At 24.8% G+C, this 15,585-nt stretch carries 9 protein-coding genes and 2 pseudogenes; 6 read left to right on the forward strand and 5 right to left on the reverse strand.

Annotated elements, in window-relative coordinates; all coding sequences use genetic code 11:
- Positions 1–4: 4 nt before the first annotated feature.
- The 3 genes from leuD to H0H42_RS02505 are packed head-to-tail and all read right to left on the reverse strand — an operon-like array spanning position 5 to position 3,189.
- The gene (gene leuD / locus H0H42_RS02495) at positions 5–601 is read right to left on the reverse strand and encodes a 3-isopropylmalate dehydratase small subunit (protein WP_185868472.1); all 597 of its coding nucleotides are present in this window, start codon (positions 599–601) and stop codon (positions 5–7) included.
- The gene (gene leuC / locus H0H42_RS02500; protein ID WP_185868473.1) at positions 588–1,994 is read right to left on the reverse strand and encodes a 3-isopropylmalate dehydratase large subunit; all 1,407 of its coding nucleotides are present in this window, start codon (positions 1,992–1,994) and stop codon (positions 588–590) included. The genes leuD and leuC overlap by 14 nt, the downstream gene beginning before the upstream one ends.
- Entirely contained in the window at positions 1,984–3,189 is a 1,206-nt protein-coding gene (locus H0H42_RS02505) for a 2-isopropylmalate synthase (protein WP_185868474.1), read from the reverse strand. Before H0H42_RS02505 ends, leuC begins: the two co-directional genes overlap by 11 nt.
- Positions 3,190–3,349: 160 nt before the next feature.
- On the opposite strand from H0H42_RS02505, the gene H0H42_RS02510 reads away from it, so the two are divergent.
- The gene (locus H0H42_RS02510; protein WP_185868475.1) at positions 3,350–4,915 is read left to right on the forward strand and encodes a hypothetical protein; all 1,566 of its coding nucleotides are present in this window, start codon (positions 3,350–3,352) and stop codon (positions 4,913–4,915) included.
- A 359-nt stretch (positions 4,916–5,274) separates the two neighbouring features.
- Positions 5,275–6,561, forward strand: coding sequence for a tyrosine--tRNA ligase (gene tyrS, locus H0H42_RS02515; protein ID WP_185868476.1), 1,287 nt, complete (start codon positions 5,275–5,277; stop codon positions 6,559–6,561).
- A 610-nt stretch (positions 6,562–7,171) separates the two neighbouring features.
- Here tyrS and clpB read toward each other — a convergent pair.
- A complete protein-coding gene (clpB, locus tag H0H42_RS02520; RefSeq protein WP_185868477.1) occupies positions 7,172–9,799 on the reverse strand; it encodes an ATP-dependent chaperone ClpB in 2,628 nt (875 codons plus the stop codon).
- Positions 9,800–9,885: 86 nt separating this feature from the next.
- Between clpB and H0H42_RS02525 the strand changes: the two are divergent.
- From H0H42_RS02525 to menD, 4 genes and pseudogenes are all read left to right on the forward strand, one after another.
- Positions 9,886–11,124, forward strand: a pseudogene (locus H0H42_RS02525) (PCRF domain-containing protein).
- A 693-nt stretch (positions 11,125–11,817) separates the two neighbouring features.
- Positions 11,818–12,513, forward strand: a complete 696-nt coding sequence (gene cmk, locus H0H42_RS02535) for a (d)CMP kinase (RefSeq protein ID WP_185868479.1) — start codon at positions 11,818–11,820, stop codon at positions 12,511–12,513.
- A complete protein-coding gene (gene fabG, locus H0H42_RS02540; RefSeq protein ID WP_185868480.1) occupies positions 12,497–13,231 on the forward strand; it encodes a 3-oxoacyl-ACP reductase FabG in 735 nt (244 codons plus the stop codon). The genes cmk and fabG overlap by 17 nt, the downstream gene beginning before the upstream one ends.
- 8 nt (positions 13,232–13,239) lie before the next feature.
- On the forward strand, positions 13,240–14,931 hold the full coding sequence (gene menD, locus H0H42_RS02545; RefSeq protein WP_185868481.1) for a 2-succinyl-5-enolpyruvyl-6-hydroxy-3-cyclohexene-1-carboxylic-acid synthase: 1,692 nt from the start codon (positions 13,240–13,242) through the stop codon (positions 14,929–14,931).
- A gap of 121 nt (positions 14,932–15,052) precedes the next feature.
- Here menD and H0H42_RS02550 read toward each other — a convergent pair.
- Positions 15,053–15,451 (reverse strand): annotated as a pseudogene (locus H0H42_RS02550) (SanA/YdcF family protein); the annotation flags it as partial.
- Between the last annotated feature and the right edge of the window lie 134 nt (positions 15,452–15,585).

A 15,585-nucleotide genomic window follows, 5' to 3' on the forward strand; every position in this document is an offset into this window, starting at 1 on the left:
TTTCTTAAAAAGATATTTTTCGTTTTTTTTCAAAATCTTCTATTTCTTTTTTCATTCCGACTAGAAAATCTAAATCATCATATCCATACAAAAAACATGTTTTTTTGTACGGATGTATATGAAAATGTTCATATTCTTTTGTATCTATGATAACCACTTGTTGATTTATTAAATCAATTTTAATTTTTGCTTGTGGATTGTTTTTCGTAAAATCAAATAATTTTTTCAAAAAAAAATCTGAAACTTCCACGGGTAATAATCCATTATTTAATGAATTTTCTTTAAAAATATCTGCAAAAAAACTAGATATTATTGCTTGAAATCCATAATCTAAAATGGACCATACAGCATGTTCTCTACTTGATCCACAACCAAAATTTCTTCCTGATAAAAGAATTTTTCCTCTTAATTTTTTATTATTCAATATAAAATCTTTATTTATCGATCCATCTTTATTATAGCGCCAATCAACAAAAAGATTTTTTGAATATATTTTACGGTTAGATTCCTTTAAAAAACGAGATGGAATAATTTGATCTGTATCTATATCTTCCATAGGAAGAGGAATGATAGTACTCACTAAAATTCTAAATTTTTTCATAAGTATATTTATTAATATCAACAATTCTTCCTTCGATCGATATAATAGCGGCCATAAAAGGATTTGTTAATAAAGTTCTAGATCCGATTCCTTGACGTCCTTCAAAATTTCTGTTAGATGTTGAAACACAATATTCTCCATAAGGTATTTTATCTTCGTTCATCCCTAAACATGCGGAACATCCTGGTTGACGAAAGTCTAATCCAGATTCTTTAAAGATCAAATCCAATCCTTCGTTTTTAGCTTGTTTTAGTACATGATTTGATCCAGGGACAATCATAGTATGAACATGACTTGCTTTCTTCTTATTTTTTACAACGGATGCAACTAATCTGAGATCTTCTATTCTTGAATTTGTACAACTTCCTATAAAAACATAATTGATTTTTTTACCAATTAAGGATTCTCCTGGATGAAATCCCATATATTTTAATGATTTTAATCCATTTTCGTCAAAAAACGATTCCTCTGGAATGTTATCATTTATTTTCATTGCCATTCCTGGATGAGTTCCATAAGTTATCATGGTATCAATGTTTTCTGCTTGTAAAGAATACTCTTTATCAAAAGAAACATTTTCATCTGTTTTCAACGATTTCCAAAAATTCTTTTTTTTGTAAAAAGCATTTGTATTACATTTTTTGATATAATCAAAAGTTACTTGATCTGGTTGGATTAATCCCCCTTTTGATCCCATTTCAATACTCATATTACAAACGGTCATTCTTTCTTCCATACTCATCTCTGAAAAAACAGATCCACTATATTCTACAAAATATCCTATTCCGGCATCAACTCCTATTTTTGAAATAATGTACAGAATAACATCTTTTGCTGTTACATGTTCCTTTAATTTTCCATTTACATAAATAATCATTTTTTTTGGTTTTGATAATAACAAGCATTGACTTGCCATTACCATGGAAACTTGACTAGTTCCAATACCAAAAGCAATGCAACCAAAGGCTCCATGTGTTGAAGTATGACTATCCCCGCAAACAAGTGTCATTCCCGGTAAAGTATATCCTAGTTCTGGTCCGATGACATGAACTATTCCATGGTTTTTATTTCCTAGAGGAAACAAATGAGAAATTCCAAATTTTTTACAATTTTCTGTTAATAAATTGATTTGTTTTTTTGATAAGGAATCTAAAATTGGATGATGTTGATTAATTGTTGGAACATTATGGTCTGCAGTTGCAATAATCTGATCCGGTCTAAAAATAGGAAGATTTCTTTTTTTTAATTCTTCAAATGCTTGAGGACTAGTAACTTCATGAATATAATGTCTATCAATATAGAGAATATCAATGTTGTTTTCCAATTTTTTTACTACATGATCATCCCAAATTTTATCAAACAATGATTGGGGGGTATGTTTCTTATATAACATGTCTACTTATATCAGAAGATAAACGTGAAGAATGATTCTTAATAAGATTTGCTTTTTCCAGTATCGTTTCGAGATCTTTGTCCGTGATTTCTTTTTTTCTATCTGCATATTTTAAAAAAATAGAATACACTAGATCCAAAGAATTTTTCTTCAAAAAATATCCTATTTGTTGATAACGATATTTTAACGCTGCGCGTCCACTTCTTGCAGTTAAAATAATAGAAGAATCATTAACTCCTACATCTTTTGGATTAATACTTTCGTATGTTTCTTTTTTTTTAATTACACCATCCTGATGAATTCCAGATGAATGAGAAAATGCATTTATACCTACGATAGCTTTATTTGCTGGAATTTTCATTCCTGTATATTTTGAGACTAATCGGCTAATATCTGCGAAACATTGGGTTTTTATATTAGTGAAAAAATTGAGATGAGGATTTTGTTTAATAATCATAACAATCTCTTCCAAAGAAGTATTTCCTGCTCTTTCTCCAATTCCATTTATAGTACATTCAACTTGTTGTGCCCCATTTATAATACCATACAACGAGTTTGCTGTAGACAATCCTAAATCATCATGACAATGAGTAGATATTACTACTTTATGAATTCCTTTAACATTTTCCATTAAAAATTGAATTTTTTTACCATATTCTTCTGGTAAACAACAACCTGTTGTATCTGGAATATTAATAACGGTTGCTCCACATTTAATCACATTTTCACAAATTTTTGATAAAAATTGATTGTCTGTTCTTCCCGCATCTTCAGCATAAAATTCCACATCTTCTACAAATTTTTTTGCATATTTAACCGCTTCCATCGATTGATCAATGATTTTGTCTAAAGTACTGTTAAATTTATAACGAATATGAACATTCGACGTTCCTATTCCTGTATGAATTCTAGGATATTTTGCATATTTTAAAGATTCTCCTGCGATTTTTATATCTTTTTCCATTGCTCGAGATAATGCACATACAGTCGTATGGGAGATATTTTTAGAAATTTCTTGAACAGACTCATAATCTCCTGGACTGGAAATAGGAAATCCTGCTTCAATTACGTCAACTCCCAATTCCTCCAACTTCTTTGCTATTTTTACTTTTTCTTTTGCATTTAGTTTGCATCCAGGCACTTGTTCTCCATCTCGTAACGAGGTATCAAAAATTTGAATTCTTCTTTTTTCCATCCTACATTGATATTTGATTTCTAAGACCAAATCTATTTTTTAGAGAAAGAAAAGAGAAATATATTATCACAATAATTACAATTTATAATGAATAATATACATATATTATTTGATTATTTATCAATATAATAATATAAGAAAAATTACGATATATAATCTTATGAAAAATCGATATGATCATCTATTCTTATTAATACAAACTTTATCACAGTCTGAAAAAAAAAATTTTAATCTTTACATAAATCGTATAGAAAAGAATAAAAATGCAAAGTTTATACAGCTATTTGAAATTTTAATAAAAATGCATTTTTATGATGAAAAAAAAATATTAGATAATACAAATATTAAAAAAAATCAGCTTTCCAATATCAAAGGATATTTATATAAACAAATTTTGATGAGTATCAAAAAACAACATACAAAAACAAATTATGATATTCAAATACGTGAATATCTAGATTTTTCAAAAATTTTATATAACAAAGGGTTATACATACAAAGTTTAAAACTTTTAGGAAAAGCAAAAATTATAGCAAGAAATTATCAATATAGTACAATTTTATTAGAATTAATAGAATTCGAAAAAATGATAGAATCTCTGCATATTACAAGAAGTCTTTGTACTAGATCATATGAACTTTCTGTAGAATCAAAAGAATTAGTGGAAAGAATACAATATAGTAATGCTCTTTCTAATTTATCATTAGAATTATATGGTTTATATTTAAAAGTTGGATGTGTAAGAAATGAAAAAGATCGTATTTTCATAGAAACATATTTTCGAACTAATCTTCCAAAATTCAATATAGAAAAGCTTCATTTTTATGAAAAGTTATTTCTTTATCAATCACAAATGTGGTATCATTATATAAGACAAGATTTTCTTATGTGCTATAGATCTTCTAAAAAATGGGTGAAACTTTTTAAAAATCATCCTGATGCAAAAAAAATATCTCCTATAAGTTATATAAAAGGATATCATTATTTATTAGATACCCTTTTTTATTTAAATCATTATTACAAATTTACGAGTGTTCTTTATCAGTTTGAAACGGAAGTAAAAAACGGTGGAATATTAATCAATGAAAATACAGAAATTTTAATTTTTATGTATAAATACACGAATCGAATTAATAAACATTACATGGAAGGTACTTTTTCTGAAGGAGTGAAGAAGATTATTCCATCTTTAATGTTCAATCTTAAAAAAATGTATAAAAGAATGGATGCTCATTATATTATGGTTTTATATTATAAAATTTCTTGTCTATATTTTGGGAGTGGAGATTATAAAAATACTATTCAATATTTATCAAATATTATAGAAAGTAAAAAAGAACATTTACGACAAGATTTACAATGTTTTTCTAGATTATTATATTTAATTGCCTGTTACGAAAGTGGATTAGATGAAAATTTGGATCAAAAAATTCATTCCACATATAAGTTTTTTATTAAAATGAACGATTGGTACCAAGTTCAAAAAGAAATCATTTTTTTCTTCAAAAATTTAGGAAATGTTTATCCACATCAAATCAAAAATCAATTTAAAAAATTAAAAGAAAAATTAATAAAATATTATGAACATCCTTATGAAAAAAGAACATTTTTATATTTAGATATTATTTCTTGGTTATCATCTAAAATAGAAAATAAACCCGTAGAAATTATTATAAGAGAAAAATTTCTAAAAAAAAATAAAATAAACAATTATCACTTTAAATGACAAAAAATTCCTAAAAATAACATTATAAAATAGGTAAATATATAATGGATGATGTATTCTAAAGAAACTTCGTATTTTTCAAATAAAAAATAAAAGAGGATAAAAGATATCAAAAATATTTTTAAAAAAGTAGTATATATATGAACTTTAATAAATGATTTATATTTATTTTTCATTGATAAACATAGAAGAAAAAAACCATTATTGATGGGTAGTAAAAATATATATATTTTCAATATAAATTGATATAATTTTCCGAAAAAAAACATGATGAAAAATAAATGAATAATACTAAAAAAAAAAGTTAAATAAATGTGCAATTTCATTTTTTTGATCATAAAAAATATTGTTATTATACAATGAAAGATATTCTTAATGAACTCTCTTGGAGAGGATTAATACAAGATAAAGTTTTTGGAATAGAATATATAATTGAAAAAAAAAATACAATATATATCGGTTTCGATCCAACTGCAAGTTCTTTACATATTGGGAGTCTACTTCCTATTATTATTTTAATTCATTTTCAAAAAATGGGATATCAACCTATTGTTATTATTGGAGAAGGAACAGGATTAATCGGAGATCCTTCAGGAAAAGAAAAGGAAAGACCTTTTTTAGATACATACATAATCAAGAAAAATGCAATATCTATAAAAGATCAAATATTAAAACTTTTTCGATTTTTTTCAAAAGAAAAAAAAGTTGAATTACTAAATAACTTTGATTGGATACAAAATATTTCATTTTTAGAATTTGTTCGAGAAATCGGAATATATCTCACTGTTAACTATATGATTTCGAAAGATTCGGTAAAAAATAGAATTCGAGATAAAAAAAAGGGAATGTCTTTCTCAGAGTTATCATATGCTATTGTACAGGGATATGACTTTTATTTTTTGAATAAAACTAGAAATTGTCAATTACAAATTGGTGGATCAGATCAATGGGGAAATATTCTTACAGGAATTGAATTAATTAGAAAAAAAACAGGAAAATCCGTTTATGGGTTCACATTTCCTTTAATAACAAAATCTAATGGAAGAAAATTTGGAAAAAGTGAAAAAAAAAATAATATATGGATTGATCCTGTTATGACTTTGCCATACAAGTTTTATCAATATTGGATTAATGTATCGGATAATGAAGCAAAAAAATTTATAAAAATGTATACCTTTTTTTCTAAAAAAAGGATTCATGAATTGACGACGATCCATGTAAAAAAACCTCAAGAAAGATTGTTACAAAAAACATTGGCCAAAGAAATCACTACTTGGGTTCATGGAAAACAAAAAACAAACGAAATTATAGAAATTACACATCTATTATTTAACAAAAAATTAAATTATTTTTCATCATTGAAGAATAAAAGAATTTTATCTCTTTTATATAATCATCTTCCACATATGATAATTTTTGAAAATGAATTTGGAAAAGGAATATTATTATCAGATTTTTTAAAAAAAACTGATTTTTTTTCATCTAAAAAAAAAGTTTTTCATGCTATAAAAAATCATTCTATTTATCTAAATAATCAACCTATAAAAGAAAATTTCTTAATTAAAAAAAAAGATATGATAGGAAATAAATATCTATTATTCCAATTTGGAAAGAAAGAATTTTTCATCACAAAAATAAAATCATAATAATATGCAATAACTATGCATTAATTTTTTAAATTATTTTTTTAGATATTTGTTCCTATTAATATCTATTTCTATAAAGATAGATCAAAAGAAATAGATAAATAAATATTCAAAATATTTATTTTTTTTCTTGGAAAAAAGACGTTTTACTTCTGAATAATAAGGAACTTGTTAAGTCAATAATTTTTTTCTATTTAAGAAATATTGATGGATTATTGTTTAATAAGGATTATATAAATATATTGTTCATTGGAACATCATTGATCAATGATATTCTATTATTTCATATAATTTTTATATTTTTTTCCTATTTTTTTTGATTCCTAAGGAATATTTTTACTATACAATTTTTAAACATCAAAAATAACGGAAATTTCCAATTTTTGTAATTAATCAAATTACATTGATATCATTCATCATCCAATGAACGTTTTATATCTAGAAAAATCCTGTCGTATCAGAAAAAATAATTTGAAAATTAGATTCCTTGATAATATAAAATATTAGATAAACAAGTTATTTATATTTTCTAAGTAACTATAGTTATGTAGAATTCATTAAAATAGACATTCCAACATTGGAATCTACAAAAAAATTTAGAATGATTAATTTATCTATTGTTTTTATAATTTATAATTTTTTCCGATTTTCTAAATACAATTCCTTTTTCTTTAAAAAAATCAATTAAAATACCATGATAATGATGAATTTTTCCTTTGATCAGATCTTTAGAAAGATGATTTAAAATATCATGTTGAATAACTCGTTTTAACGGTCTTGCTCCAAAGTGGGGATCATATCCTTTTTCTGATAAATATTCAATAGCTTCATTAGTAAAGTCTATAAAAATGTTCTTTGTTGATAACATATTTTTTAACTTTTTCATTTGTAATACAACAATCCTTTCAATCTCTTTTTGAGAAAGAGGTTTAAATAAAATAATTTCATCAATACGATTAATAAATTCAGGTTTTACCATATTTTTTAATAAATCTATTAAATCTTTTCTTGTATCTTCCAATTTTTGAAAAGAAATGTTTTGACATAAATTTTCTTGAATAATTTCTGATCCTATATTGGAAGTCATAATAATAATTGTATTTGTGAAATTTACTGTTCTTCCTTTATTATCAGTTAATCTTCCATCATCTAAAACTTGCAAAAGTATATTGAAAATATCAGAATGAGCTTTTTCAATTTCGTCCAATAAAATAACACTATAAGGACGTCTTCTTATAGACTCTGTTAACTGACCACTTTCTTCATACCCTACATATCCCGGAGGAGCTCCAATTAGTCTACTTATAGAATGACGTTCTTGATATTCACTCATATCTATTCGTACCATATTATTTTCATCATCAAATAAATATTCTGCTAATGTTTTTGCAAGTTCTGTTTTTCCTACTCCTGTACTTCCCATAAATAAAAAAGATCCAATCGGTTTCTTTTCATCTTGTAATCCTGCTTTAGAACGTCTTATTGCATCTGATACTGATTGAATCGCATGATTTTGACCTATAACTCTTTTATGTAACTCTTGTTCAAGAACTAATAGTTTATCCCTTTCACTTTCGAGCATTTTAGTAATTGGAATTCCAGTCCATTTAGAAACTACTTGAGCAATATCTTCTTTAGATACTTCTTCTTGTATCATTTTATTCCCTTGATCTTCTTGTTTTTTTAGTTCCTTTTCAAAAAATTTTATTTTTTTTTCTTCTTCTTTTATCTTTCCATATCTTAATTCCGCTACTTTTCCATAATCTCCCTGTCTTTCCGCTTGATCAGATTCAAATTTAAAATGTTCGATTTTATCTTTAGATTTCTGAATTCCATCTACTAAATCTTTTTCACTTTGCCATTGCGATTGTAATCGAATTTTTTTTTCATTCATTTTATCAAGTTCTTTTCTTAATGGAATTAATTGCTTTTCATCTTTTTCTCTTTTCAATGCTTCTATCTGAATCTCCATTTGCATGATTTTCCTATGTAAAACATATAATTCCTCAGGTTTCGAATCAATTTCCATTCTTAATTTAGAAGCAGCTTCATCAATCAAATCAATAGCTTTATCTGGTAAAAATCTTTCATTAATATAACGTTTGGATAATTCTACTGCAGATATAATTGATTCATCTTTAATTTTCACTTTATGATGACTTTCATATTTTTCCTTAATTCCACGAAGTATAGAAATTGCATCGGATATAGTTGGTTCATCAACATAAACTTGTTGAAATCTTCTTTCTAACGCTTTATCTGTTCTAAAATATTTTTGATATTCATTTAAAGTTGTAGCACCTATAGCTCTTAATTCTCCTCTTGATAATGCAGGTTTTAAAATATTTGCTGCATCCATTGCACCTTCACCACCTCCTGCACCAACCAAAGTATGAATTTCATCAATAAATAAAATTATTTCTCCATTTGATTGAGTAACTTCTTTGATTACAGATTTAAGACGTTCTTCAAATTCCCCCTTGTATTTGGCCCCAGCAATTAACAAGGCCATATCAAGAGAAAAAACTTTTTTAGTTTTTAGATTATCTGGGATATCTCCGCTAATAATACGATGAGCTAATCCTTCTGCGATTGCTGTTTTTCCAACACCTGGTTCTCCTATAAGAATAGGATTATTTTTTGTTCTTCTAGATAAGATTTGTAAAACTCTACGGATTTCTTCATCTCTTCCTATTACAGGATCTAATCTTCCTTTTTCAGCCCATTCATTAATATTTTTTGCATATTTTTCTAAAGCATTGTATGTAATTTCTGAATGGGTAGAAATTACGTTTCCATGTTTCTTTTTGATCTCTTCAATAATTTTTTTAATTTTATATTCTGTTATTCCTTTATGTTTTAGTAATCGAGATGTTTGATCTGCACTCATAAAAATTCCGTAAAAAAGATGTTCTATGGAAATAAATTGATCTTTTAATTGAGTAGCATAATGTTCTGCAATGGTTATCATATTTGAAACATGTGTACTCAAATGTTGATTAAAATTTCCGCTTTTTCTCTTTGGGTAAAAAGATATTATTTTATCTAATTCCATCATTATTGATTGGGGAACAATATTTAATTTTTGAAAAATTAAAGGAATTATATTATCATCAATTTTCATTAACGATTTTAAAATATGTGCATTTTCAATAGATTGTTGATTATTTTTTAATGCAATCTTTTGTGCCATATGGATTGATTCTTGTGATTTTACTGTGAATTTTTTTGAATGCATATAAAATTTTTTTATTAATATAATAAAAATATTGACCATCAAAATAGTAAATTTTTAATTACTTTAAAATATTTATTTTCGAAATTATGAGGATAAAAAAAGAAGATATTCGATCACTTTCAGAAAAAATTTACAAAATCTTAAATTTTATTAAAATAGATGAAATTAAAGAATCTATTAAAATTGAAAAAAAAAGAATCTTAAGTAATTCAAATTTATGGAAAGATAAAAAAGAATATGCTAGTTGGAGTTATAAAATGCAGAATATGAAAAAATGTATAGAATTATTTCAATCATTAACTAATTCGTTAGAAGATCTAAAAATTACGTTTTTTTTATACCAAGAAGGAAATCAAAATGAAAAAGAAACAAAATATCTTATCAATCAATTTATAAATACTGAAAAACTTCTACATAAAATAGAATTACAGATTCTTTTTCCTGAACAAGAAGATTTTTTTAATGCTATTTTGCAAATTTCTTCTGGTGCAGGAGGGACTGAAAGTTGTGAATGGACCTATATGCTTATGCGTATGTATTGTATGTGGGCCGAAAAGAATAATTTTTTAGTAAAAAAAATTCACCAATTAACAGGAGAAATTACGGGAATGAAATCCGTAACCATGGAAATAAAAGGTCCTTATGCTTTTGGATATTTAAAAGGAGAAAATGGTGTACATAGACTAATAAGAATTTCTCCTTTTGACAGTAATTCAAAAAGACATACTTCCTTTTCTTCGGTTTATGTTTATCCAATGATTAATCATAATATTCAAATAGAAATTAAAAATTCAGAAATTCAATGGGAAACATTTCGATCTAGTGGAGCAGGTGGACAAAATGTAAATAAAGTCGAGACCGGTGTTCGATTAAGTCATATACCAAGTGGTATTATCATAGAAAATACTGAATCACGTTCTCAAATACAAAATAGAAAAAAAGCAATAAAATTGCTAAAATCAAGATTATTTAATATAGAATTATCAAAAAAAAAAGAAAAAAAAAAACAAATAGAATTAAAAAAAAAAAAAAAAAAAAGGGGAAAAAAAATAAAAAACTAAATAAAAAAAAACTAAAAGTAAAAAAAAAAAAAAAAAAAATAAAAAAAAAAAAAAAAAAAAAAAAAAAAAAAAAAAAAACAAATAGAATTAAAAAAAAAAAAAATTGAATGGGGTTCTCAAATACGAAACTATATTATGCATCCTTATAAGTTAGTAAAGGATTTAAGGACCAATCATGAAACATCAAATGTTCATTCTGTCATGAATGGAGGAATTCATATTTTTTTAAAAAAATACTTAATGTATAAGGAAAAACATACGTAAAAAATCACTTTATCATTATTAATAAATTTTTAAGGATGATTTGTTCAATAAATTTTATAAAACTCCTTGAAATTATCTTATAAAAAATTATTAAACTTCCTTAAAAGTTACTTTTTTAACAAAAAAATCAACAAATATCCAAAAATCAAATACATGATTTCATAAAGCAATCAAATCGAATAGAAATTAAAAATGAATACACTCATTTTTTTGTGCAAAAATTTCATATTTTTTCTCTTTTAGAAATCGTGAAAAAATAATAATATTAGTAGCATGGAAACTTCATATGATGATGATATACAAATTATTAAAAATCTTTATAAATAGAGAAAAATAGAATATGATTGATAGTTTTTTTATAACTATACTTCCTGATACATGCATGGGTAATGAATAAAAAATATTTTATAATAATGGTGATTTATCGTTGCAATAATCTCTCCCTATGAAATAATATTAGCGTGATCTTTATTTTATAAATATAAACTATCGACAGATATGACAGAACCTGTATTAGGATTGCAATGGAATCGATGTTTGATATTATCAAAAAATATATGCCTCAAAAAAAATGCAATAATTTTTGATATTTTGAGAATTTTTTTCTAAAAAAAATGACGTATTTAATGATTTTTACAACGTAAAACTTTTGTATAAATTATTATCATATAAATATAAATTGTTTTACACATTATGAAGCGTAAGATAATCATTGCCATTGATGGGGCTTCTTCCTCTGGAAAAAGTTCTTTAGCAAGAGATCTTGCTCAAACATTAAAATATCAACATATTGATACTGGTTCGATGTATCGGAGTATTACCTTATTGGGTATTCGAGAGAAAATTTTTAATAGTGATTTATGGAATCAACGAAAATTTGTGAATTTTTTAAAAAAAATGAGATTAGAATTTCAATTTCAATGGAATAAAACATTAAATGAAACAGATATTATTTTAAATGGAGAAAATTTACGTACAAAAATTCAAACAGATCAAATTAACGAAAATGTTGCATTTATTTCACAGATCCCAGAAATCCGTAGATTATTAAAGAAAATTCAAAGAAAAATGGGATTAGGAAAAGGAATTGTCATTGACGGTAGAGATATAGGAAATTGTGTTTTTCCTGAATCAGACTTAAAAATTTTCCTAAAAGGATCTATAGAAATCCGTTCTTATAGAAAGTATAAATTTTTGAAAAAGAAAAATAGAAACATTACTTTCGAAAGAGTAAAAAAAAATATTCATAATAGAGATAATATAGATATCAATCGTAAAATTGATCCACTGAAAAAATCTTATGATCATATTGAAATCGATAATACATTTTTGAATATTCAAGAACAAATAAAAATGATAAATCAATTAATTAATGAAATTATTAAATAATAAACTAGCAATAGTTACAGGAGGTACTGGAGACATAGGAGAATCTATTGTTAAAACTTTTGTTAAACATGGAGCTACCGTAATTTTTACATTTTTTTCTTCCGAGAAAAAAGCAAATCAATTAGAAATTGATACGAATCAATACGCAATTTCTTATAAAAAAGACTTATCTAATATAGATTCTGCAAAAACATTGATTCATGATGTAATAGAAAAATATGGAAATTTAGATATATTAGTAAATAATACGGGAATTATTCAAGATAATTTATTAATAAAAATGTCCGAAAAAGAATGGGATAAGGTAATTAAGACCAATCTTTATTCAGTATTTAATATGACAAAATATTCCATATTTCCCATGATAAAACAAAAGAGGGGAAATATTATAAATATTAGTTCTATTATTGGATTAACTGGAAATATAGGACAATCCAATTATGCAGCTTCTAAAGCGGGAATAATTGGTTTTACTAAATCTATTTCGAGAGAATTTGGAAAAAAAAATATACGTTGTAATGCGATATCTCCAGGATATATTTCAACTAAAATGAATACTCATTTAACAGATCAAATAAAAAAAGAATGGATAAGACATATTCCATTAGGAAAACCTGGAATTCCTCAAGATGTTGCAAATTGTGTCCTATTTTTAGCTTCTAATTTATCTAGTTATATAACAGGATCAGTTTTCAATGTAAATGGTGGAATAATTTAAAAATTAATATGTATTCCAATAAAAAAATTGTTCAAATTTTAGGAGAAATATTAAAATCAAAATCAATATTTCACATAATCATATCACCAGGATCTAGAAATGCTCCAATTATTATTCATTTTACACAAGATGAACAATTTAAAACATATAGTATAGTTGATGAACGTTGTGCCGCATTTTTTGCTTTAGGAATTTCTCAAATGTTACAAAAACCTGTGATAATTAATTGTACTTCTGGATCTTCTGTTGTAAATTACTATCCTGCTGTCACAGAGGCATTTTATCAAAACATTCCTCTTATTATCCTTACGGCTGATCGTCCTAAACACATGAGGAATATTTTTGAAGGTCAATCCATTTTTCAAGAAAATATTTTTTCAAAACATGTTGAATCATCGATTCAACTTACAGAAGAAGAAACAAAAAAGGGATTGGAATATGATGAAAAATTATTAAATGAATCAATTAATAAATGTATTATATATAAAAAACCTATACATATTAATGTCCCCTTTTCAGAACCTCTTTATGAAACGACAAAACGTATATATGTAAATCCTAAAATAATCAAATTGATTAGTGTACAAACTTGTTTAAATAAATTCAATTATTATAAAAAGGAATTGTCTTTGTGGAATCAAAGTAAAAAAAAAATGATTCTATTAGGATTTTGTCCAATCAATAAAAAAATCGTTAAATACTTAACAGTTTTAAGTTCAAATCCTTCTATTGTAATATTTGTAGAAAATATTTCTCATGTACGTGGAGCAATGTTTTTTTCAAATATTGATCAACTTATTTCAGGAATGAATCTTCATTATTGGATTCATCTAATGAAACCAGAAATTTTATTAACAATTGGAGGAAATCTTATATCAAAAAAAATAAAATCTATTCTCAAAAAATCCCCTCCAAAATTTCATTGGCATTTAGAGGAAAAAAATGATAATTATCCAGACAATTATTATAGATTAAATACTTTTTGGCCAATAAAACCTGAGTTATTCCTCAAATTTTTTTCACGAAACGATAAACATTTATTTTCATATTATAAAAAAGAATGGAATAAAATTCAAAAAAAAAAAAATAAAAAATTAGAATGTTTTTTTAAAAAAGAACAAAGTTTTTCAGATTTAACGGTATTTTCTTTGATTTTTCCTAAAATTCCTAATCGTTCTATATTACAGTTGGGAAATAGTATGGTTATAAGATATTATCAATTATTTATCGATAAAAATTCATCTATACAATGTTATTGTAATAGAGGAACTTCAGGGATTGAAGGAAGTGTTTCAACTGCAATAGGTTGTTCTGTGATTAGTAAACAAAGAGTAACGTTAATTATTGGAGATATTAGTTTTTTTTATGATAGTAATGCATTATGGAATAATTATATTCCAAATAACTTTCGAATTATACTTATTAACAATGGAGGAGGGAATATTTTTCGTTTTGTTTCAAAAAAAAAATTACCCAAAAAAGTATTCAATTTTTTTGAGACAAAACATGATATGACCGCAAAAAAAATATGCGAAATGTACCAATGGAAATATAAACAAGTATCAAATTTTAAGGAATTAAAAAAAATTTTAAAAATTTTTTGGAAAAACTATGATAGTCCTTTTTTACTAGAAATCCATACAAATGGTAAAGAAAATGAAAAAGTTTTTCGAAAATTCTGTTCCTATTTATCATTATAAATATGTCCCACAAAACTTTAATTCTCGATAAAATTTCTCTACATAACGTTTTACTATCAAAAAATAAATTTTTTGCATTGAATCCTATTAGATCCAAACCAAAACATTTTCCAATGAAAATTGCTCTTTCGTTTTGAAATTTTTGAGATATAATTGTAAACTTATCCTGACGAAATATTTTATGAACTCTTAAAATAGAATGTAATGTATTTACTCCATAAAAATCTTCATATATAAATTTAGAAGGTATCCCTTTTTTAATTAAAGCATTTTTCATCATTCTTGGTTCATTATAATTTTTTTCTCTATTATCACCACTTACAATAATATAACGTATTTTATTTTCACGAAATAAACAAAAAGCAGCATCAACTCGATATTGAAAATAAGCATTCATTCCACCTCCGTATAAATATTGGGAAGTTCCTAAAACCACTCCAAATGTATTGTATGGAATTTTCTTTTCGCAATCATAATTTTGTTGATATGAAAATAAACTTATTATGAAATAACATAACATTATAAATAAAATACCAATAAAAAATATGTGGTTTATTTTTAATAAATAATATTTTTTTCTTTTAAAAAAAAAGATCAATGTTTTTATTCTATATTTCAGAGCAATATATTCATATAGAAGTGTTGTATTTATAC

This window comes from Blattabacterium cuenoti (genome assembly GCF_014252275.1).
In the GTDB taxonomy this organism is placed as follows: Bacteria; Bacteroidota; Bacteroidia; order Flavobacteriales; family Blattabacteriaceae; genus Blattabacterium; species Blattabacterium cuenoti_O.